At 72.8% G+C, this 20,324-nt stretch carries 19 protein-coding genes and 1 pseudogene; 16 read left to right on the top strand and 4 right to left on the bottom strand.

Annotated elements, in window-relative coordinates:
• Window positions 1-98: 98 nt before the first annotated feature.
• The 4 genes from I2W78_RS37720 (at window position 99) to I2W78_RS37735 (ending at window position 5,237) form a co-directional block, all read left to right on the top strand.
• Window positions 99-800 (top strand): hypothetical protein, encoded by a 702-nt coding sequence (locus tag I2W78_RS37720; protein ID WP_307784039.1) that lies wholly within the window; start codon window positions 99-101, stop codon window positions 798-800.
• A 39-nt stretch (window positions 801-839) separates the two neighbouring features.
• Window positions 840-1,811, top strand: a complete 972-nt coding sequence (locus I2W78_RS37725) for an HtaA domain-containing protein (RefSeq protein WP_196465266.1) — start codon at window positions 840-842, stop codon at window positions 1,809-1,811.
• 189 nt (window positions 1,812-2,000) lie between these two features.
• Entirely contained in the window at window positions 2,001-2,540 is a 540-nt protein-coding gene (locus I2W78_RS37730; RefSeq protein WP_196465267.1) for a hypothetical protein, read from the top strand.
• An 87-nt stretch (window positions 2,541-2,627) separates the two neighbouring features.
• Window positions 2,628-5,237, top strand: a complete 2,610-nt coding sequence (locus tag I2W78_RS37735) for an immunoglobulin I-set domain protein (RefSeq protein ID WP_196465268.1) — start codon at window positions 2,628-2,630, stop codon at window positions 5,235-5,237.
• 58 nt (window positions 5,238-5,295) lie between these two features.
• On the opposite strand, the gene I2W78_RS37740 is transcribed toward I2W78_RS37735, so the two are convergent.
• The 3 genes from I2W78_RS37740 to I2W78_RS37750 form a co-directional block, all read right to left on the bottom strand.
• Window positions 5,296-6,510, bottom strand: a complete 1,215-nt coding sequence (locus I2W78_RS37740; protein WP_196465269.1) for a cation:proton antiporter — start codon at window positions 6,508-6,510, stop codon at window positions 5,296-5,298.
• Window positions 6,511-6,522: 12 nt separating this feature from the next.
• A complete protein-coding gene (locus I2W78_RS37745) occupies window positions 6,523-7,803 on the bottom strand; it encodes a chloride channel protein (protein ID WP_230887114.1) in 1,281 nt (426 codons plus the stop codon).
• Between the two features lie 88 nt (window positions 7,804-7,891).
• Window positions 7,892-8,050, bottom strand: coding sequence for a hypothetical protein (locus I2W78_RS37750; protein ID WP_196465271.1), 159 nt, complete (start codon window positions 8,048-8,050; stop codon window positions 7,892-7,894).
• Window positions 8,051-8,192: 142 nt separating this feature from the next.
• On the opposite strand from I2W78_RS37750, the gene I2W78_RS37755 reads away from it, so the two are divergent.
• From I2W78_RS37755 to I2W78_RS37810, 12 genes and pseudogenes are all read left to right on the top strand, one after another.
• Window positions 8,193-9,032 carry an aldo/keto reductase gene (locus I2W78_RS37755; RefSeq protein WP_196465272.1) on the top strand — a complete coding sequence of 280 codons (840 nt, stop codon included), beginning with the start codon at window positions 8,193-8,195 and terminating at the stop codon, window positions 9,030-9,032.
• Window positions 9,033-9,149: 117 nt separating this feature from the next.
• Window positions 9,150-10,220, top strand: a pseudogene (locus I2W78_RS37760) (AAA family ATPase); the annotation flags it as partial.
• Window positions 10,221-10,535: 315 nt separating this feature from the next.
• The gene (locus I2W78_RS37765; RefSeq protein ID WP_196465273.1) at window positions 10,536-11,195 is read left to right on the top strand and encodes an HdeD family acid-resistance protein; all 660 of its coding nucleotides are present in this window, start codon (window positions 10,536-10,538) and stop codon (window positions 11,193-11,195) included.
• 85 nt (window positions 11,196-11,280) lie between these two features.
• Window positions 11,281-12,633 (top strand): hypothetical protein, encoded by a 1,353-nt coding sequence (locus I2W78_RS37770; RefSeq protein ID WP_196465274.1) that lies wholly within the window; start codon window positions 11,281-11,283, stop codon window positions 12,631-12,633.
• Window positions 12,634-12,777: 144 nt separating this feature from the next.
• Entirely contained in the window at window positions 12,778-13,245 is a 468-nt protein-coding gene (locus I2W78_RS37775; RefSeq protein ID WP_196465275.1) for an SHOCT domain-containing protein, read from the top strand.
• Between the two features lie 28 nt (window positions 13,246-13,273).
• Window positions 13,274-13,720, top strand: a complete 447-nt coding sequence (locus tag I2W78_RS37780; RefSeq protein WP_196465276.1) for a DUF7144 family membrane protein — start codon at window positions 13,274-13,276, stop codon at window positions 13,718-13,720.
• Window positions 13,721-14,040: 320 nt separating this feature from the next.
• Window positions 14,041-15,009 carry an ATP-grasp domain-containing protein gene (locus tag I2W78_RS37785; protein WP_196465277.1) on the top strand — a complete coding sequence of 323 codons (969 nt, stop codon included), beginning with the start codon at window positions 14,041-14,043 and terminating at the stop codon, window positions 15,007-15,009.
• Between the two features lie 71 nt (window positions 15,010-15,080).
• Complete coding sequence (locus I2W78_RS37790; protein ID WP_196465278.1) at window positions 15,081-15,488, top strand: luciferase domain-containing protein; 408 nt, start codon at window positions 15,081-15,083, stop codon at window positions 15,486-15,488.
• Between the two features lie 142 nt (window positions 15,489-15,630).
• A complete protein-coding gene (locus tag I2W78_RS37795; RefSeq protein ID WP_196465279.1) occupies window positions 15,631-18,000 on the top strand; it encodes a glycoside hydrolase family 65 protein in 2,370 nt (789 codons plus the stop codon).
• A 107-nt stretch (window positions 18,001-18,107) separates the two neighbouring features.
• Window positions 18,108-18,998 carry an NAD(P)-dependent oxidoreductase gene (locus I2W78_RS37800; RefSeq protein WP_196465280.1) on the top strand — a complete coding sequence of 297 codons (891 nt, stop codon included), beginning with the start codon at window positions 18,108-18,110 and terminating at the stop codon, window positions 18,996-18,998.
• Window positions 18,999-19,029: 31 nt separating this feature from the next.
• Entirely contained in the window at window positions 19,030-19,452 is a 423-nt protein-coding gene (locus tag I2W78_RS37805) for a PPOX class F420-dependent oxidoreductase (protein WP_196465281.1), read from the top strand.
• A 26-nt stretch (window positions 19,453-19,478) separates the two neighbouring features.
• Complete coding sequence (locus I2W78_RS37810; protein ID WP_196465282.1) at window positions 19,479-19,934, top strand: RpiB/LacA/LacB family sugar-phosphate isomerase; 456 nt, start codon at window positions 19,479-19,481, stop codon at window positions 19,932-19,934.
• Window positions 19,935-19,949: 15 nt separating this feature from the next.
• Here the strand turns inward: I2W78_RS37810 and I2W78_RS37815 are convergent, their stop codons facing one another.
• On the bottom strand, window positions 19,950-20,315 hold the full coding sequence (locus tag I2W78_RS37815; RefSeq protein WP_196465283.1) for a DUF6479 family protein: 366 nt from the start codon (window positions 20,313-20,315) through the stop codon (window positions 19,950-19,952).
• Between the last annotated feature and the right edge of the window lie 9 nt (window positions 20,316-20,324).

Genomic DNA, 20,324 nt, shown 5'->3' on the forward strand with positions numbered 1-20,324 from the left:
CAATAGTTTAGGTTAGGCTCTCCTAAGTTATCGTGTGGTGGGGGTGTTCCATGACATGGCCAAGTGACCTGCGGAATCGGCGAGTTGGGCGGTTCGGCGTGGCCGCCGCATCGGTCGCGGTGCTGACAGCGACCTCCCCGGCGGTCGCCGCCGGGACGTCGGCCACCGGGCCCGAGGGGCAGAAACTCACCGTCTCCAAGGCGTCCGGCCTCGATCCGGCGGGCGAGACGGTGACCGTGTCCGGCTCCGGCTACAACACCGAGAAGGGCATCTACGTCGCCTTCTGCGTGGACAACGGAGCCGGCAGGACCCCCACGCCCTGCGTGGGCGGAGTGGACATGTCCGGCGAGTCCGGGGCGTCCGCGTGGGTCTCCTCCAACCCGCCGTCGTACGGGGAGGGGCTCGCGAAGCCGTACCAGGGCAGCGGGCACAAGGGCTCGTTCTCCGTGCGGATCAAGGTGCGGGCGAAGGACGCGAACACCGACTGCACCAAGTCCGGCATCACCTGCGCGGTCATCACCCGCAACGACCACACGCGGGGCGGTGACCAGAGCCAGACGGTACGGGTTCCGGTCACGTTCGGCGGAAGTGGCGGGGGTGCGGCTGCCGGTGACGCGCCGTCGGCCACGCCGAGTGCGTCCACCACCACCGGCGGCGGCGAGAAGACGTCGAAGGGCCCGCTGGCCAGTACCGGCTCGGACCTCGCGGTGCCGCTCGGGCTCACCGCCGCCGGGCTGGTCGCCGCCGGGACCGGCACCTGGTTCTGGGCGCGGCGGCGGCGCACGGGACATGCGGGCTGACGTCGACATCAGCGGCGTACTGCACAGAGAGGCATGGATGTGAAGGCGAAGAGATCCGGTGCCGTCGTCCTGACCGGCGCTGCCCTGTTCGGGCTGCTGGGTCCGGGCGTGGCGGTCGCGCGGGACGGGGACGTGTTCTCGCGTACGGTGTCCGGCGGCTACGCGAGCTGGGCGACGACCGCCACCGCGCTCACGGACCACGGCGTGTCCCTGGTCGCCGGTGAGGGAGCGCGGGGTTCCGCGCACCGGACCTGGTTCCCGGCCGCCGGTGGGGGAGCGGACCCGGAAACCGGCGTCGCGGACGTCGAGTTCGACGGCACGGCCCGGCTCGCGCGATCGACGGATCCCGACGACCAGTTGGTTCTCGGAGGCCTGCGGCTGCGGCTGGCGGACGGTGGGGGAGCGCTGTACGCCCGTACCGAACTCGACGGCGAGAGGCGCGAGATCGCCCTGGCGGACGTGGAGCCGGGCGCCGCCGCACCCGCCGTACGTGACGGCGGCGTCACGTGGACCGGACTGCGGGCCGCCCTCACGGACGAGGGTGCCCGGCTGCTGGCCGCCTGGAGCGGGCGGGAGTTCGCGGCGGGGGACGCCTTGGGCCTGTTGGACCTGACGGTGGGTACGGGCGGCGGGGCCACGCCGTCACCCGCACGGCCGGACACCCCGGCGGAGAGCCCCGCGCCGCAGCCTGCCCCGACGGCCACCGCGACGCCCGTCGGCCCGGACGAGGGGCACCACAACCGGCCCACTGCGGCGGTGGCGCACCGGACGCTGACCGCCGGTGGCGAACAGGAGGTCACCGGTGAGGGCTTCGCGCCCGGTGCGGTGGTCCTCGTCGCGATCGACGGCGACACCCGGTACCAGGCGGTCGCCGACGAACGGGGCCGGGTCGGCCGGACCTTCCCCGTGTACGCCAGTGCCGCCGAGGGTGAGCACGCCGCCGAGCTGTACACCGTGACCGGCGAACAGGGCAGAGCTGTCGCTCGGTTCGACGTACGCGGAGTGGACTGACCGCGTGTTACCGGACTTACCCCCGCAAGGAGCGGGCCCGTGCACGGGTCCGCTCCTCGGCATGCCCAAATGCCCTGAGACAAGCGCGAGTTGGGTTTCTTTGCCGCCCATTGACAGAAGCCTGAACCGTCTACTTAGGTTTGCCTTGCCTAAGTTGGGCCTTCCCATCGAGAAAGGTGCTCGCACCCCATGAGATCTGTTCTCTCCGCCCGTACCACAGCCCGTGCCGGTCTCGCCGTCGCCGCCTCCGCCGCCCTCACCCTGGGCCTGGCCACCTCGGCCTCCGCCGCCACCGCCACCCGCACCGTCGTCGACGGCGGCACCACCTACAACCTGTCGCTGACCAGCCCCGGCACGGCCGCGGCCGCCGGTCAGGTCATCACCGTCTCCGGCTCCGGCTACAACACCGGCCAGGGCATCTACGTCGGCCTGTGCGTGGTCGACGGCGCGCCCGGCGTGAACAAGCCGACCCCGTGCCTGGGCGGCCAGGACGAGACCGGCTCGACGGGTGCCTCGCACTGGGTGAACAACACCTTCGGCGGCATGTTCGCCAACAGCTCCAAGTTCGGCACCGGCGGCACCTTCAGCGTGCAGATCTACGTCAAGGCCACCCTCGACGACGGCAGCGTCTGCGGCGAGGACGTCACGTGCGCCGTGGTCACCCGCGCCGACCACTTCGACAGCGGCGACCGCAAGTACGACGTCCACGTCCCCATCACCTTCCAGTAACCGCCGACCGGCCGGGCCCGCGGGCCCGGGCCCGGCCTTCGGCGTCCCCCGGGGTGCCGATCACGCCCCACACGCGAGGAACTCCCCATGACTGACGACACGACGGACCGGAACCGGGCGGACACACCGGCCAGACCCCGGCTCAGACGCCCCGCCGCGCTCCTCGGTGCCGCCGCCCTGGTGGCCGCCGGCGCGACGGCCGTGACGGTCGGCTCGCCCGCACAGGCCGCCGACACCCCGAGGACGGCCCTCGGCAAGGACGGCCAGAAGCTCACGGTCTCCGCCTCCGCGAACCTGGACCCGGACGGCGAGACGCTCCGCGTCACCGGCGAGGGCTACGACGCGACCAAGGGCATCTACGTCGCCCTGTGCAAGGACAACGGCGACAACCGCATCCCCACCCCCTGCCTCGGCGGCGCCGACCAGACCGGTGGCAGCGGCGCGTCGAAGTGGATCGTGCCCGAGGGCGACCCCAACGAGGGTGAGCTCACCGAGACCTACGGCGACGGCGGCACCTTCGACGTCGAGATCGAGGTCAAGGCCGAGGACGGCGGCCTCGACTGCACGCAGGTCGCCTGCTCGGTCGTCACCCGCGTCGACCACCGTGCCGCCGGCGACCGCTCCCAGGACGTCCGCGTTCCCGTCGCCTTCGAGGGCCAGGACCCCGGCGACGGCGACGGGGGCGACGGCGTGGACGTACCCGCCGGCACCGTCAGCTACGTACAGTCCGCCGAGTACACCACCGCGGGCCAGCCGCTCGACGTGCTGCTGCACCCCGACTCCGGGAAGCTGTACGTCGGTTCCGAGAACGTCCCCGACACCTCGGACGTCAACGAGGCGGGCCTGTACGTCCTCGACCCCGCCGACGGCACAGTGCGCGGCCACATCGCCCAGGCGCCGGGATCCACCGGCACGATGGCCGCCCGCCCGGTCCACCGGATCATCGCGCCGCTCGCCGGCGACGGCGTCGTCTTCCAGTACCCGGTGCGCGGCATCGGCACCGCCAAGGACGGCGACACCGCGGCGAAGGGCGTCTGGCCGCCCGGCGGCACCGTCACGGCCGTCGGCCCCGGCACCGAGGCGTCCACCGTGCTCATCGCCCAGGGCGCCGCCCTGTCCGAGGTCGAGTACGCCACCGGTACGGTCCGCCGCACCCTCACCCTCGACGGCGCGAGCGCCGGGCTCGGCGTGGACGGCGCCCGCGGTGTCGTCTGGTCCGGCGACGCGACGGGCGGTCAGCTGCGCCGCGTCGACACCCGCTCCTTCACCGTCACCGCCACCGCCGACCTCCCCGCGGACATCCTCACCTTCGTCGAGGTGGACCCGCAGACCGGCAACGTGTGGGTCGGCACCGGGTACGCCGTGCTCGTCTTCGACAAGGACGGCAAGCGGCTCGCCGAGTTGAAGGGCCGCGACCGGCCCATGGCGGTCGCCTTCGACGCGACCACCGGGGCGGCCTTCGTCCTGCGGGGCGACTACGGCTCCGGGGAGGACGGCTCGGACAACGTGGGCTCCCTCGACGTGTACGGCACCGCGACGTTCGAGCAGACCGCGCAGCCCGTCGCACTGCCCGGCACCCGCTACACCAACCGGGCGGGCGTCGCCGTCACCCCGGGAGCAGCCTCCGTCTATCTCACCAACTGGGCGGAGAGCGAGGTCGTCAGGCTCGACCGCCGGATGTCCCCGAAGCTGACCCAGGCCCCCACCGACCAGTCCGTCACCGCCGGTGACAAGGTGACGCTGGTCGCCGCAGCCGACGGCACGCCGAAGCCGACCCCGCGCTGGCAGGTCAGCCCCGACGGCGGCCAGACCTGGTCCACCGTCGAGGGGGCGACGGAGAACGCCTACTCCTTCACCGCCAAGGAAGCGCACGACGGCTACCGCTATCGCGCCGAGTTCACCAACTCCGTCGGCACGACCCGGACTTCGCCCATCACTCTGACGGTCGCGGCGGCCGGTGGCGGCGACGACGGCGGTGACGGCGGGCAGGAGACCAAGCCGTCCGGCACCAAGACCGTGACCGGCCCCGAGGGCCAGAAGCTCACCGTGACCCCGGTGAACAACCTGGCCACCGCGGACCAGACCCTGACGGTCACCGGCTCCGGCTACGACGTCGACAAGGGCATCTACGTCGCCCTGTGTGTCGACAACGGCGCCGGCGAACTGCCCACGCCGTGCGTCGGCGGCGTCGACATGACCGGCACCTCGCACTCCTCGGCATGGATCTCGTCCAACCCGCCGGACTACGGCGAGGACCTGGCGATCCCGTACGGCGAGGGCGGCACGTTCCAGGTGGAGCTGACCGTCGACGCGAAGGACGAGTTCACCGACTGCTTCAAGGCGAAGTGCGTGCTCGCCACCCGCGCCGACCACACTCTCTCCGGTGACCGCTCCCAGGACGTGAAGGTCCCGGTCAGCTTCGTCGGCCAGGACCCCGTCGACACCGACGACGGCACCGGCGACGGCGGCGGCACGGGCGGCACCGACTCCGGCGGTGGCGCGTCCGGCGGCAGCACCACCGGCGGGACGGGCACGGGCGGCACCGGCACGACCACCACCTCCGGCGGCAGCCTCGCCTCCACCGGTACGACGGTCGGCACCGCGGCCGCCCTCGCCGCGCTGCTCACGGCAACCGGCTGGTACGTGCACCGGCGCGCCCGGGGGAGGGGAGCGGCGGTCGAGTCACGGGCCGACTGACCGCGAGGCACATCGAGATGGCGCCCCGCACTCCGTTTCCGGCGGGGCGCCACCGCCGTCACCAGCTCTCGTAACCGGGCGAGGCCCCCTCCGGGACCCGCGCCTGCCCACGTGCCGTGCGCAACCGGAGCGCCAGCAGCGGAAAGGCCAGCACGGAGATCATCGCCGCGCCGACGAGCGCGGCCGCCTCGCCCGCCTCCACGACCCGCTCCTCCAGCCCGATGGTGGTGATGGCCACGACGAGGGGCAGACACGTCGAGGAGTACAAGGACAGCGCGGCACGCTCGCTCCGCCCCTGGTCGCGCGGCGCGAGCAGGTACACCGGCAGCCCGCGCACGACGAGAAACAGCAGCAGGAAGACCGGCAGCAGCGCCAGCGCCCGGCCGCCGTCGAGCAGCGAGGCGAGGTCGAACTCGACACCGGTGACGACGAAGAACAGCGGCACGAGGAAGCCAAAACCCATCGCCTCGACCCTGCCGAGGATCTCCTCGCCACTGTCGGGTGCCGCCCCCTGCAGAAACAGGCGGGTGAGCATCCCCGCCGCGAAGGCGCCGAGCAGGCTGTCCAGGCCGAACGCGTATGCCAGAGCGAGCATCGCGGCCAGCAGCAGCATCACGAAGCGCACCGCGAACTGACCGCTGCTGTGCAGGGTTGCCGCGATGACATGCGAGAACCACGGCGGCCGTGGCCGCAGCGCCCAGAACACCGCCGCGGCCGTGACGGCGGCGAAGCCCACGAGCAGCACGGCGGACTCACCGGGCCCGCTTCCGCCGAGCAGCAGCGCCATGGCGATCACGGGGCCGAACTCGCCGACCGCCCCGAACGCCATCACCACCGTGCCGAACCGGCCGTGCAGATCGCCGCTGTCACGCAGGATCGGCAGGATCGTGCCGAGCGCGGTGCTGGTCAGCGCCGTACCGATGACGAAGCTCTTGTCGGCGTCCGCGCCGCTGAGGGCGAACGCCAGGCCCAGGCCCAGCGCCAGCGAGACCACCCAGGCCCACATCGAGCGGCGCAGCGTGTCCCCGCGTACCGCCGCGAACTCGATCTCGTAGCCGGCCAGAAAGATCAGCATGCACAGGCCGAGATCCGCCAGCGTGTCGATCACCCGCTCCTCTTGGACCCAGCCGAGCAGGTCCGGTCCGATGAGGATGCCGAGCACGATCTCGAAGATGACCAGGGGCACGCGGATCCAGCGGCCCAGACCATAGGCGAGCAGCGGAGCGAGCACGGCGACGGCCATGATCAGGACGAGGGTCCCCGGGTGTGACATAACGGGCATTCTTTATGACGTGCCGTCGTCCTTTCGTGGCGACTCGCGCCCGCGCACGACCTGGGTGACGACGAAGGACACGACCGCAGAGGCGATGATCAGCGGCATCTGGTTGTACGCGTCGTCGCCCATCAGCAGGACGGTGAGCACCGCGCTGGACAGCGGCAGCCCCATGATCGCGGCCGACCCGGCCGCCATCCCGAGCGCCAGGGCCGGAGTCACGCCGAGCCCCGGCAGCCCGGAGCACGCCATCGCCGTCGCCGCGCCCAGCAGGACCGCCGGGAAGACCGGACCGCCGCGCAGGCTGCCCAACGCGATGCCCCACGCCAGCCCTTTGCACAGCACGAGCACGACGAGGCCGGCCACCGGAAAGTCGTGCGGCTGCGCGGCCAGTTGCCCGAGCTCGGCCTGGCCGGACAGCGCCGCCTCCTGCGGCGGGCGGCCGGTGATCAAGGCGTACGCGGTCAGACACACACCGACCGCGGTGGCGCACACGACGGTGCGCACGGCGGTGTGCCGGCCGGTCCAGCGCAGGGTCCGGTACCCCAGCCCGCGCGCCAGCGCGACGACCACGGCGACCAGCGCCGCCGCCGGCAGGCCCCACAGGAAGTCGCCCGCGTCCGGGTTGACGTCCGCCGGCACGGTGGGCAGGGAGAGCGCACCGGTCTCCAGACCGGTCCAGTGGCCGAAACCGGTGAAGACCAGCGCCCCCGCCGCGCTCGCGACCAGACAGGGCAGCAGCACCATCACCAGCCGGGGCCCGCCGAGCCCGGCCGCCTCGATCACGAGTACGGCGGCCACCACCGGCCCGCCCAGGATGGTGGAGATCGCGGCCGTGGAACCCGCGCCGGCGCATACCGCCGTCGACCTGGGATCCGTGACCTGGCCGGTCCACCGCAGGGTGAGCAGGGCGAGCCCGCTGCCGACCGCCATCAGCGGTGCCTCCGGGCCGAGGACCACACCGAGCGGGAGCGTCGTGAGCGTCGCCAGCACCACACCGGGCAGCGCGCGCGGACCGATCGGCGGGCCGCCGCCGAATCCGTGCACCGGAATGTGCCCACCCCCGCCCGGCAGCCGGGTCACGATCGGTGCCACGATCAACCCGGCGAGCAGCAGCGCGGGCAACGGCCACCACCACGGCGCACCGTCGTATCCGACCGCATCGGGCAGCGTCTCCCACACCCAGCGCTGGAGTTTGTGCTGAGCGGCGACGAAGAAGAAACAGGCGACCGAGACCGGAACACCGAGCACCGCGCTGCGCAGCAGCAGACTCAGGTAACCGCGGCTCAGCAGGGTCTGCCGGAGGTTGGGCTCGGCCTCGGCCGCGGCGGACGATGTCGAAGCGGAGCCGGGGCCGGAGGCCGGCTCGGGGGCCGCACCGTCAGACGCCACGACGCGCGGCACCTCGGTCGGCCATGGCGACCGGCGTATGGACGGCCGCCCTGATCCGCAGAGCGGGAGGGGCGGCGACCGGGGCCGGAACACCTACGGTCCCGTACGACATCTGCTCGGGGCCGGGGGACTGGTTCGGGGGCTGCACGATCGGCCTCCTCGGGGCTGGCGGCTGCGCTATCCGTACCCCCCGACGGATGCGCCGCTGCCGCGCACTGGCCCGTTCGGGGCACGACGGCCACAACCGGGTTGGTACCGTGCGCCCTTGGACGAGGGGGAGTGGGCGGCGTATGACAGCGGACGTGTTCCACATCGGCGGGGACCTGACCGTGGGACGGCTGGGCTTCGGGGCGATGCGGCTGCCGACGGAGCCGGCCGCCGAGCGGCAGACCGGCCTCGCGGTGGCCCGCCGGGCGGTCGAACTGGGCGTCACCCTCATCGACACCGCCCACCTCTACGGCGGCGGCGCCAACGAGGAACTCCTCGCCGAAGCGCTGCACCCCTACCCGGCCGACCTGCTGATCACCACGAAGGTCGGCGTCGCCCGCACCGGCCCCGACGGCGACTGGCGCCTCGACGGCCGTCCGGCCGTCCTGCGCGACCAGGTCGACCAGGCCCTGTGCCGACTGCGCGTCGAACGGCTCGAACTGCTCCAACTGCACCGCATCGACCCGGACACCCCACTGGCCGAACAGCTCGGCACACTGCGGGAGTTGCAGACCGAGGGCAAGATCGCCCGGATCGGCCTGTCGGAGGTCACCGTCGACCAGCTCGACCAGGCGCGCGCCGTCGTCGACGTCGTGAGCGTGCAGAACCGGTACAGCCTCCTCGACCGGGAGTACGAACCGGTGCTCCGGGCCTGCGCGGCGGCGGGCATCGCGTTCCTGCCCTGGCGGCCGGTCGCGCACGGCACGTCCGGCGCGCACACGGAGATCGCCGCCGTCGCGGACGAACTCGCCGCCACGCCGACCCAGGTGGCGCTCGCCTGGCTGCTCGCCCACTCCCCGGTGATCTGCCCCATCCCCGGCACCGCCCGCATCGACCACCTCGAAGAGAACGTCGCCGCGGCCGGCCTCGATCTGTCCCCGGCCCAGCTCGCCCGCCTGGACAGCCTGAGCGAAGCGGCCTGACGGAGTCGGTGGGCGTGCGGCCGACGGCCCCTGAGCATGCGGGTGCCCCCGAGGACTGGGATCCTGAATCTGGCAGCGCTGCACCCGACCGCCTGAGGAACGACGGTGGTGATCGCCGTGACAGTGAGCCACTCCGAAGAGCGGGAGCCCGCGTGTTCGGGCGTGGACCCCGCCGGGGTCCCGTTTCTGCGTACCCGGCTGGCCCTGCCGACGAGGCCGCCCACGTTCCTGCGCCGCGAGCGCCTGGTCAAGCGCCTTGACCAGGCGTCACCGATGCCGTTGACCATGGTCAACGGCCCGGCCGGCGCCGGCAAGACCCTGCTGGTGGCCGACTGGGCCGCCGGCCTGGAGCAGCCGCCCGCCTGGCTGACCTGCGACCCGGCGGACCGCAATCCCGGCGTGTTCTGGGCCTACGTGCTGGAGGCGCTGCGCGCCGCCGGGGTGCCGGTGCCGTCCGAGGTCGGCCGTCCCGCGGGGGCGAGCCGCTTGGATCCCGGGCTGCCGGCCCGCCTCGCGGCAGGCCTTGCCGGCTCCGACCGCCGTGTGGTCCTCGTCCTCGACGAGTACGACCGTGTGACCACCCCCGAGATCGCGGAACAGCTGCGCTTCGTCCTCGACCACGCAGGCGCCGGACTCAGGCTGGTGCTCGTCACCCGCACCGAGCCGCTGCTGCCGCTGCACCGGTACCGGGTGTCGGGCCGGATGACGGAGATACGGAACGCGGATCTCGCCTTCACGCCCGAGGAAGCCGCGGAACTTCTGACCCGGCACGGTCTGTCCCTACCCGCGGGCGCCGTGCCCGCGCTGGTGCGGCGCACCCAGGGCTGGGCCGCCGGTCTGCGGCTGTGCGCCCTGGCGGCCCGGCAGAGCCCGGACCCCGAGACGTATCTCAAGGAGTTCGAGGCCGGTCGCAGCACGGTGGCCGACTTCCTGCTCGCCGAGGTGCTGGACAGGCAGGCGCCCGAGAGACAGGACCTGCTGCTGCGCGTCAGCGTCCTGGACCGGTTCTGCCCCGACCTCGTGAACGCGCTGACGCTGCGGTCCGACGCGGAGCGGGCGCTGGCGGAGCTGCACCGAGAGAACGTGTTCCTTCAGCACCTGGGCCATTCCTGGTACTGCCTGCACCCGCTGTTCGCGGAAATCCTCCGGGCCCATCTGCGCGAGCGTGCGCCCGGCCTGGCGGTCGAAACGGCGTCCACCCGAGGAAGATGTCGCTGGACGTCTGGAGGCCGGTCGCGATGACGGCCCCCCGGAGGAACACCATCGCCGCCACCCGCCGACCGGGACGCGGCGACGTGCTCATCTTCGCTCCGTTCCGCCGCAACCGGTGAACCGATGCGAGACCACCTCAGCGCGACGGCGACGCCCGCGGATCACCCTTCGTGGGTGATCCGGAGCCGTGCGGCGGGCGCGACGCTGGCCCGGTGGGCAGCGGATGGGCACCGCACACCGTTTCCGCCGGCGGTCCGGAAACGCCCCGGCCGGACCGCGCGAGGAGGAGCCATGACCGTTCCGCGTGGTCCGGCACCACAGGCCGGACCGGGACCCCCGGCCGACGCAACGGGTCCCGCCCGGGGCAGCGACCCCGCGGAAGTGCTGGGGCGCCTGGGCGGCTCGTGGACGTGGCTGCTCGGCTCGGCGCTGGCGACCCTGGTGCCGGGCGTCATCGTGCTGGTCTGGCCGGACGGGACGCTGCACGTGCTGTCCGTTCTCATCGGGCTGTACCTGCTCGTGATCGGGGCCTTCCGGTTCGTCGCCGTCTTCGCCGCGGAGCGCGGCGAGCGGTTGCCGGGGCTGCTGCTCGCGGTGCTGTACGTGCTGGCCGGGGTGCTGTGCCTGAGGCATCCACTGCAGACCATCGCCGCTCTGTCGCTGATCGTCGGGATCGTCTGGCTCGTCACGGGACTGCTGACCGCCTACGCGGCCGTCGCCGCCGAGTTCCTGCCCCACCGCGGCGTCGTCCTCGGCGCCGGGGTGCTGGGCGTCGTCGCCGGCATCGTCGTGCCGGCCCTGCCGGCCGAGTCGGCCGTCGCGCTGACCCGGCTGCTCGGCCTGTGGCTGGTGCTGCTCGGTCTGACCGAGCTGGCGGTCGCCTTCGCCTGGCGGGCCGCTTCGCGCAAGGCGGCCGAAGACGCCCGCGCGGATACGCCCACGGCGGCATGAGGTCCCCGGCCGGCGGCGGGCGCCCCGTCCGCCACACGGAGCCCCCGTCATCAGTCCGGCGGCCGCCGACCATTGAGGAGACCCCATGGCTCCGACACAGCCACCAGCACCCGCGCCCTCGGGTGGTGACGCGGGCAGCCGGATCGGCGTGACCGCCGAGGAGCACGCCGAATACCGCCGGCTGCGCCGTGCCGCCGACATGCGCCACCGCAAGGCCCGCTACGTCGGTGCGTCCGTCCTGCTTCTGGTCGCCCTGCTGCTGTCCCCGCTCGCCGTGGTCGCGACCTGGGTGCACGACGAGGTCGCCGACACCGACAGGTACGTGCGGACCGTGGCGCCGCTGGGCGCGGACCCGGCGGTGCAGTCGGCCGTCACCGACCGGCTGACCAACCGTGTCGTTGCCAATGTCGACGTGGAGGCGGTGACGAGGTGGCTGGGCGAGGCACTCGCGGATGCCGGGGCTCCGCCGGCCGTCGTGGACCGCTCCGAGGCGCTCGCCGGGCCGCTGCGTGCCGCCGTGACCAATGTCGTGCACCGCGTCGTGAACCGCGTGGTCACCAGCGACGTCTTCGAGGACGCGTGGGTGGCCGCCAACCGGCGCGCCCACACGGCGGTGGTGAACGTACTGACCGGAAGCCGGAGCGGAGCTGTGCGCGCCGAGCAGGACAAGGTCGTCCTGGACCTCGGCACCGTGGTCGACGAGGTCAAGAAGCGGCTCGTCGACGCGGGCTTCGAGAAGGCCTCGGCCATCCCCGGCCCCGACCGGCAGATCACCCTGTTCGAGAGCGACGAACTGTCCAAGGCGCAGGCCGGCATGCGGCTGCTGGACATCGTCGGCACGTGGCTGCCGGCGCTGACCGTCGTGCTCGCCGCCCTCGCCGTGTGGACCGCCCCGGCACACCGTGTGATGCTGCTGGTCACGGCCGTCGGCATCGCCGTGATGATGGCGCTGCTGCTGGTCACGCTGGCCGTCGTGCGCCGGGTCTACCTGGACGCCGTGCCCGCGGCGACGCTGCCTGCCGATGCCGCGACGGCGATCTACGACACCCTCGTGCGCTTCCTGCGGGACAGCACCCGCACCCTCCTGGTCGTCGCCGTGATCACCGCGCTCGCCGCCTACTTGTACGGCCCCGGGACCGTGGCCCGCGGTGTACGCGGCCTCGCGGGGCGCGGCACCACCGTGGCCGGCCATGGACTGCGGCGCGTGGGGCTGCGCACCGGTGCGGCCGGGCAGTGGCTGGACGCCCACCGGTCGTGGACCACCGGCATTGTCATCGCGGGCGGGGTGCTCGCCCTCGTGCTGTGGAACTACCCCACGGTCGCGGCCGTGGCCCTGGTCCTGGGGCTGGTCCTGCTGGTTCTGGTCGTCCTGGCGGTCCTGGCCGCGGCGGGCGGGCCGGCCGCCCGGGACGGCCAACCGGGCCGGACCGGACCGTGAGACACGCGCCGGTCCGGTCGACTGTCTCACCCCCACCGGGTGAGGCCGCTCGGCGCCGACGTGCACAGCCTGAGATCAGCGGGCAAGCGCCCGTCGGGCCCTGCTCCGAACCCCGTCGGGCCCTGCTCCGAAGGGAGATGACAGATGAGTGCTCAGATGTATCTCGCCTACGACTATCCGCTGCTGAGCATGTTCTGGACCCTGCTCTGGTTCTTCCTGTGGATCATGTGGTTCATCCTGCTCTTCCGCATCATCGGCGACATCTTCCGGGACGACAGTCTCAGCGGCTGGGGCAAGACGGGCTGGGTGCTGCTCGTCATCGTGCTGCCGTTCCTCGGCGTGTTCATCTACCTCATCGCCCGGGGCAAGGAGATGGGCCGCCGGGAGGTGTCCCACGCCCGGGCGCAGCAGGAGGTCTTCGACGCCTACATCCGTGAGACGGCAGGCGGCACCGGCCGTTCCAGCAGCGCCGACGAACTCGCCAAGCTGTCCGAGATCCGCGCCCGCGGTGACATCACGGACGAGGAGTTCCGCCGCGCGAAGGAACTCGTCCTGAGCGACTACGGCCCGCCGGCTCGTCCCGGCGCCGCCACTGATCCCAACCGCCACTGAGTGCAGGACCTGAGAACGAGGCACGAACATGACCGCCACACACCCGCCCCGAACACATACGGCACGGCACGAGTGGGCCGCGGGCCTGATGGTCTTCGGCGCCATCATGCTCATGCTGGCCGGAGTGCTCGCCATCTTCCGCGGCATCATGGCCATCGCCGAGGACGACGTCTTCGTCACCACACCCAACTACGTCTTCGAGTTCGACCTCACCGGCTGGGGCTGGATCCATCTCGTCCTCGGCGCGGTCGCCGTGCTCGTCAGCGTGGGGCTGTTCCAGGCGGCGACGTGGGCGCGCGTCGCCGGCGTGGCGATCGCCGGGCTCATCATCATCGCCAACTTCCTCTCGCTGCCGTACTACCCGGTGTGGTCGGTGCTCATGATCGCGTTCTCCGGGTTCATCATCCGGGCCCTGTGCGTGGCACGGAAGGAAGACCTGGGCGGCTCGTTCGACAGCGCGCCGCGTGATATGTGAGGACCGACAACTCCACATCGACCTCCGGTGGTTACGGGGAACCGGCCCCGCCGCCCCGACAGCCCGCAAGGCGCACGCGAGGGGGCGGACGGCGCAGAGGCGGGAGCAGGCGGCGGGCGTGTGTGCGCCCTGTTATGGCGTTCCGCCGTGCGCCTACAGTGTGGCGCCCCGGTCCGCGCCGGGCGTTCGGCACGGCTCAGCCCCGCAGCGGCGGCCGCCGACGACCGCCCGCGCGACCGACACCACCTTGTGAGTTCGCTCGGGCCGCGCGACCGAGGGTGCGCGGCACCGTTGCGCGTCGAGAACCGCTGGAGGTCGACGTGTCCCGACCGTGCATCGCCCTGATCACCGACCCCACCTCGCCCGAGGGCTGCGCCGAGTTCCTCGCCCGGGCGGTGGAACTGCTCACCGGCGCCGCGCCGGTCCCCATCGACTCCCGGCACTTCGCGACCGGCGGCACCGGGCGCGGCCTCCCGGCCGGGGACGGCTTACGGCTGCACGTCCCCGACGAGCAACTGGACCTCGTACCCGACGTCGTCGTGCTCTACGAGATCCCCCCGCACCACCGCCACGAACTCGCCGCCTTCCAGCGCCTCCTGGAACACCACGACGTGGTGACCCTCGCCACCGGCGTCGCCGCCTGGCGCACCGCCACCGAGAAGGACCTCACCGTCGAGCGCTTCCGGCGGGACGGCATCGCGCACATGGAGACCGTCGTGCTGTCCCGGCCCGCCGTCGCCGAGGCACTGGCCGCCTTCGACAAGCTCGGCCGGGACACCTGGGCCAGGCCCGTCATCGGCACCGGCGGCGGCGACACCTTCCACGTCACCACCGAGGACGGCGTTGAGCGGGCCACCGCCTTCTACGCCGAACGCGGCACCGACTGGCTGCTGTCCCGGGACGCCGGCAACGTCACCGCCGACGGCTCCCGCCACCAGTTCCGCGTCTTCGTCCTCGGCGGCCGGGTCATCCACGCCCGTGAACACCTCCAGCCCGAGCCCGACACCCCCTGCAACACCTGCCAGGGCGCCACACCCGTCCCCATCGCCCCGCCCGACCTGCCGCCGCGCCTCGCCCAGCTGGCGATCGCGGCCACCGCGTCGGTCGGGCTGCCCTTCGCCGGCGTCGACCTCGCCATCGAGAACGGCGGAGTCGTCTTCGAGGTGAACGTGCAGCCCGCCTTCGTCGACGGCGAGGTCGAGACGGTCGCCGTGCCGTACATCGAGGCCCATCTCAACGCCCTGGCGGCGGCGCGCAGGGCGCGCCCGGTACGGCGGTTGCCCGCGTGAGGATCCTCACGCCTGGGTTACGAAACGCTCAACCACTGGTATCGGTGGGGTGATGCGGTGACGATGGAGACATGACTCTGGCCCAGCGCGCCCTGGAGCAACTGCAGGCCTGGCCCGACCTCACGGCGGGACCGGCCAGTTGCGGCACGGGGCGGGCAGTTCGCTCCGCCCGCAGCGAGATCGCCCACTTCCACACGGCCCACGACGTGGACCTGCACCTGACCAGCCGGGCCATCCGGCGGTTCGCCCAGGACCTCACCGTCTCCACGGCGATCCGACTGGTGCCCGGCTCCCGGTGGGTGACCGTCCACCTCGACTGCGACACGGACGTCGACCTGCTGCTGAGCCTGGTGAGCGTGGCCCTGCAGGCCCACCAGGACGAGCCCCCGGCGGAGCCCGCCCCGCCCGGCGGCTGCAACTTCCACCGGGTCACGGTGCTGCGCCCCGACCCGGCCGGCGTGGCACCCTTGGCCCCGTAGGGCCGCTCCGGCGCGGTTCCCGCTCGTCACCGGCGTGGGCCGCACCCCCCGGCAGGGCGTCGGGGAGAGACTGCTTCCGCACGGGTGCCGAGCGAGCCGTACCGGAACTCGGCGAGCCGCCTGCGGCGGGAGGAGCACCGAGGTGACGGGCTGGACCTGGGAGTACGAGGGCTACGAGCCGGCCGACGAGCGGCTGCGCGAGTCGCTGTGCACGCTCGGCAACGGTTACTTCGCCACCCGCGGCGCACTGCCGGAGTGCTCCGCGGACGACGTGCACTACCCCGGGACCTATGTGGCCGGCTGCTACAACCGGCTCACCTCCGACGTGGCCGGCCGCAGGGTCGAGAACGAGGACATGGTCAACATGCCCAACTGGCTGCCGCTGCGCTTCCGGCTGCGCGGCCGCCCCTGGCTCACCCCCGACACCGCGACCGTCCTCGAACACCGCCTGGTGCTGCACCTGTCCTCGGGCGTGCTGGAGCGGCTGACCAGCTACGCGCTGGGCAACGGGCGGGCGCTGACGGTACGCCAGCAGCGGCTGGTGCACATGGCCGACCCGCACCTGGCGGCGCTGCGCACCGAGTTCACCGCCGACGGCTTCTCCGGCGAACTGCACGTCGAGGCCGCCCTCGACGGCGGCGTCACCAACGCCGGAGTGGAGCGCTACCGGGACCTGGACGGCCATCACCTCACCCACGAGCACGCGGGAACCGCCGAGCACGACACGGTGTGGCTGCGCTGCCGCACCCGCACCTCCGACATCCGCGTCGGCATGGCGTCCCGCCTCACCGCCGACGCGCCCGTCACCATCCGGCACGCCCGCCCCCGCACCACCCAGCGCACCCGGCTGCAGCTGGTGCCCGGCCGCTCCGCCACCGTCGACAAGACCGTCGCCGTGCACACCTCGCGCGACCCCGCGATCAGCGACCCGCTGTACGCCGCCGTCGCCCGCGTCGGCCGCGCCCCCGGCTTTGACGAGCTGCTGCGCAGCCACCGCACCGCCTGGGCCCAGCTGTGGCGCCGCTCCGACCTCGACGTCGCCGGAGAGGCCGGCAGCATCCTGCGGCTGCACCTGTTCCACGTGCTGCAGACGCTCTCCCCGCACACCGCCGACCTCGACGTCGGCGTACCCGCCCGTGGACTGCACGGGGAGGCCTACCGCGGCCATGTCTTCTGGGACGAGCTGTTCGTCCTGCCCTTCCTCAACATGCACTTCCCCGAGGTCTCCCGGGCCCTGCTGCGCTACCGCCACCGCCGCCTCGAACAGGCCTGCACCGCCGCCCTGCACGCCGGCCGCCGGGGCGCGATGTACCCCTGGCAGAGCGGCAGCGACGGCCGTGAGGAGACCCAGCAGCTGCACCTCAACCCGCGCTCGGGCCGCTGGCTGCCGGACCACTCCCACCTCCAGCACCACGTCGGCTCGGCGATCGCGTACAACGTGTGGCAGTACTGCGAGGCCAGCGGCGACACCGAGTTCCGGCACACCAAGGCCGCCGAGATGCTGCTCCAGATCGCCCGCTTCTGGGCCGACGCGGCCAGGTACGACGAGGCCCTCGGCCGGTACCGCATCCGGGGCGTGGTCGGCCCCGACGAGTACCACGACGCCTACCCCGGCGCCCAGCAGCCCGGCCTGAACGACAACGCCTACACCAACGTCACCGCCTCCTGGGTGCTCTCCCGCACCCTGGAGCTGCTGCACGGCCTGCCCGAGCCGCGGCGCCGCGAACTTGCCGAGCGCACCGGCCTGGACGACGACGAACTCGGCCAGTGGGAGGAGACCTCCCGCACCCTGCACGTGCCCTTCCACGAGGGCGTCATCAGCCAGTTCGACGGCTACGGCGACCTCGCCGAACTCGACTGGCACCGCTACCGGCAGGAGTACGGAGACATCCGCCGACTGGACCGGATCCTGGAGGCCGAGGGCGACACTGTCAACCGCTATCAGGCCTCCAAGCAGGCCGACGTCCTGATGCTCGGCTACCTGTTCTCACCGGCCGAACTACAGGGCCTGTTCGCCCGATTGGGGCTGCGGCTGGACGAGGAGACCTGGCGGCGCACCGTCGACTACTACCTCCATCGCACCAGCCACGGCTCCACCCTCAGCGGCCTGGTGCACGGCTGGATCCTCACCCGGGCCCGGCGCGCCGAGGCCTGGCAGTTCGTGCAGGAGGCGCTGCGCGGCGACATCGCCGACGTGCAGGGCGGCACCACAGGCGAGGGCATCCACCTCGGCGCCATGGCCGGCACCCTCGACCTCGTCCAGCGCGGCCTCACCGGCCTGGAGACCCGGGACGGCGCCCTCTGGCTGGACCCGGTCCCGCTGCCGGAGCTGTCCTCGTACGGCTTCTCCCTGCGCTACCAGGGCAACTGGGGGGTCCGCCTGCGCCTGCGCCACGGCCGCATGGAGATCACCGTGCCGTCGTCCGACGAGACCCCCATCGACGTCCGCCTGCCGGACCGGGCCGTGCGCCTGGAGCCGGGGGAGACGGGGCGACTGGTGCTGCCCGAGTGAGCGGCCCGAACGTACCTCCGCGCGCGGGATGTGACCGAGGAGTGGCATCGTCGAAACCGACGGTCCGAACTGAGCAGCGATCACCGTATCGATCAGGAAGTTGACGCATGAGCGACACACTCACCGTGAGTGTCCTGGGCACCGGCATCATGGGCGCCGCGATGGCCCGCAACCTCGCCCGCGCCGGACACACCGTCCGCGCCTGGAACCGAAGCCGCGACAAGGCCGAGCCGCTCGCCACCGACGGCGTACACATCGCCGGCACGCCGGCCGAGGCCGTCGAGGGCTCCGACGTCGTCCTCACCATGCTCTACGACGGGCCCGCCGCCATGGACGTCATGCGCCGGGCCGCGCCCGCCCTGCGCCCCGGCACCGCCTGGGCCCAGTCGACGACCGCGGGCCTGGACTCGGTCGCCGAACTGGCCGCCTTCGCCGAGGAACAGGGCCTGGTCTTCTACGACGCTCCCGTGCTCGGCACCCGCCAGCCCGCCGAGGCCGGACAACTGCTCGTGCTCGCCGCCGGTCCGAGCCGGGGCCGGGAAGCGGTCACGCCCGTCTTCGACGCGGTCGGCAACCGCACGGTGTGGACCGGCGAGGACGGGGCCGCCGGCACCGCGACCCGGCTGAAGCTGGTCGCCAACAGCTGGGTCCTCGCCGCCACCAACGCGGCCGGTGAGGCCCTCGCCCTGGCGCAGGCGCTCGGGGCGGACCCGCAGAGCTTCTTCGACGCCATCGCCGGCGGCCCCCTCGACATGGGCTACCTGCACGTCAAGAGCGGGCTCATCCTCGACGGCCGGCTCTCCCCGCCCCAGTTCGCGGTGACCACGGCCGCGAAGGACGCCCGGCTGATCGTCGAGGCGGGCGAGCACCACGGCGTACGGCTCGACGTCGCCGCCGCGGGCGCCCAGCGGCTGGCCCGGGCGGCCGCGCAGGGCCACGGCGACGAGGACATGGCCGCCGCGTACTTCGCCAGCTTCGACGAGACTCCGCCCGCCTGACCCCCTGCACCGCGACCCAGGAGACATCCCCATGTCCAAGCCCCCGCTTCCGCCCGAGGCCGACGCACTGCTGGCCCGCCCCAACCCCTGCGTGATGGCCACGCTGCGCCCCGACGGCACGCCCGTCTCCACGCCCACCTGGTACCTGTGGGAGGACGGGCGCGTGCTGATCAGCCTGGACGAGGGCCGGGTCCGGCTGAAGCACCTGCGGCGCGACCCGCGCGTCACCCTGACCGTCCTGGACGAGGACGACTGGTACACCCACGCCACCCTCATCGGGCGCGTCACGAAGATGTACGACGACAAGGATCTGGCCGACATCGACCGGCTCGCCCAGCAGTACACCGGCAACCCCTACCCGCAACGGGGGCGCGCCCGGGTCAGCGCCTGGATCGAGGTCGAGCGCTGGCACGGCTGGGGCGCCCTGAAGGACAGCGACCAGTCCTCCACCTGAACCGGCGCTGACGTAGGCTCCGAGGCATGCGCATCTCCGTTTCCTCGGACATGGACGAACCCGTCGCCCGCCTGCTCGTCACGGAACTGCGCGACCGCGGCCACGAGGTGCTCACCCATGGCGCGCTGCGCACCGGTGACGACCCGCAGTGGGCGGCGTGCTCGTCGGCGGCCGCCCGGGACGTGGCCGACGGCACGTCGGCGATGGCGGTCGTGTGCTGCTGGACCGGCACCGGCGCGTCAATCGCCGCGAACAAGGTGCCGGGCGTACGGGCGGCCCTGTGCGCCGACGCCTACACGGCCGACGGCGCCCGCCGCTGGAACGACGCCAACGTGCTGGCGCTGAGCCTGCGGCTGACCTCCGAGCCGGTCCTGAAGGAGATCCTCGACGCCTGGTTCGCGGGGGAGGCCAGCGAGGACCCCGAGGATCGCGGCAACGTGACCCGCATCGAACAGCTGGACGACAGTCGGGCCATGCCCTGAGGGCGACACCGGGGCTCAGTGTGCGCCGAGCCCACCGCCGCCGAACGAACCCGTGGTGCCCTTGCCCCAGCGGGGCCGGTCCTTCGACGCGCTCGGCCGGGTCCGCATGTTGGTCAGCTCGTACGGCGTGAGCGGGCGACCGCCCTTGGGGATCCTGGGCACCTCGTCGGGCTCCCGGTTCTCCCTGACCTCGTGCACCGCGCCGCCGGGCGGCAGGTGCGGCTGATCCTCGGGGCGCGGGCGCGGCGGTTCACCGAGCTTGATGCGGTTGCCCATCCAGAAGCTCCCCCACAGCACCACGAGAACGGCGACGGCGACCACGATCGGTATGAGCAGGAGCAGTCCGCTCGGCGCGGCCAGCTGCATGGATGCGGTGTTCATAATCGGACG

It is taken from the genome of Streptomyces spinoverrucosus (genome assembly GCF_015712165.1).
Classification (GTDB): Bacteria; Actinomycetota; Actinomycetes; order Streptomycetales; family Streptomycetaceae; genus Streptomyces; species Streptomyces spinoverrucosus_A.

Excerpts from the sequence above, each read along its gene's own strand:
- I2W78_RS37730 (WP_196465267.1), top strand. The coding sequence starts at position 2,001 with ATGAGATCTGTTCTCTCCGCCCGTACCACAGCCCGTGCCGGTCTCGCC.
- I2W78_RS37735 (WP_196465268.1), top strand. The coding sequence starts at position 2,628 with ATGACTGACGACACGACGGACCGGAACCGGGCGGACACACCGGCCAGA.
- I2W78_RS37740 (WP_196465269.1), bottom strand. The coding sequence starts at position 6,510 with ATGTCACACCCGGGGACCCTCGTCCTGATCATGGCCGTCGCCGTGCTC.
- I2W78_RS37755 (WP_196465272.1), top strand. The coding sequence starts at position 8,193 with ATGACAGCGGACGTGTTCCACATCGGCGGGGACCTGACCGTGGGACGG.
- I2W78_RS37765 (WP_196465273.1), top strand. The coding sequence starts at position 10,536 with ATGACCGTTCCGCGTGGTCCGGCACCACAGGCCGGACCGGGACCCCCG.
- I2W78_RS37770 (WP_196465274.1), top strand. The coding sequence starts at position 11,281 with ATGGCTCCGACACAGCCACCAGCACCCGCGCCCTCGGGTGGTGACGCG.
- I2W78_RS37775 (WP_196465275.1), top strand. The coding sequence starts at position 12,778 with ATGAGTGCTCAGATGTATCTCGCCTACGACTATCCGCTGCTGAGCATG.
- I2W78_RS37780 (WP_196465276.1), top strand. The coding sequence starts at position 13,274 with ATGACCGCCACACACCCGCCCCGAACACATACGGCACGGCACGAGTGG.
- I2W78_RS37790 (WP_196465278.1), top strand. The coding sequence starts at position 15,081 with ATGACTCTGGCCCAGCGCGCCCTGGAGCAACTGCAGGCCTGGCCCGAC.
- I2W78_RS37800 (WP_196465280.1), top strand. The coding sequence starts at position 18,108 with ATGAGCGACACACTCACCGTGAGTGTCCTGGGCACCGGCATCATGGGC.
- I2W78_RS37805 (WP_196465281.1), top strand. The coding sequence starts at position 19,030 with ATGTCCAAGCCCCCGCTTCCGCCCGAGGCCGACGCACTGCTGGCCCGC.
- I2W78_RS37810 (WP_196465282.1), top strand. The coding sequence starts at position 19,479 with ATGCGCATCTCCGTTTCCTCGGACATGGACGAACCCGTCGCCCGCCTG.
- I2W78_RS37815 (WP_196465283.1), bottom strand. The coding sequence starts at position 20,315 with ATGAACACCGCATCCATGCAGCTGGCCGCGCCGAGCGGACTGCTCCTG.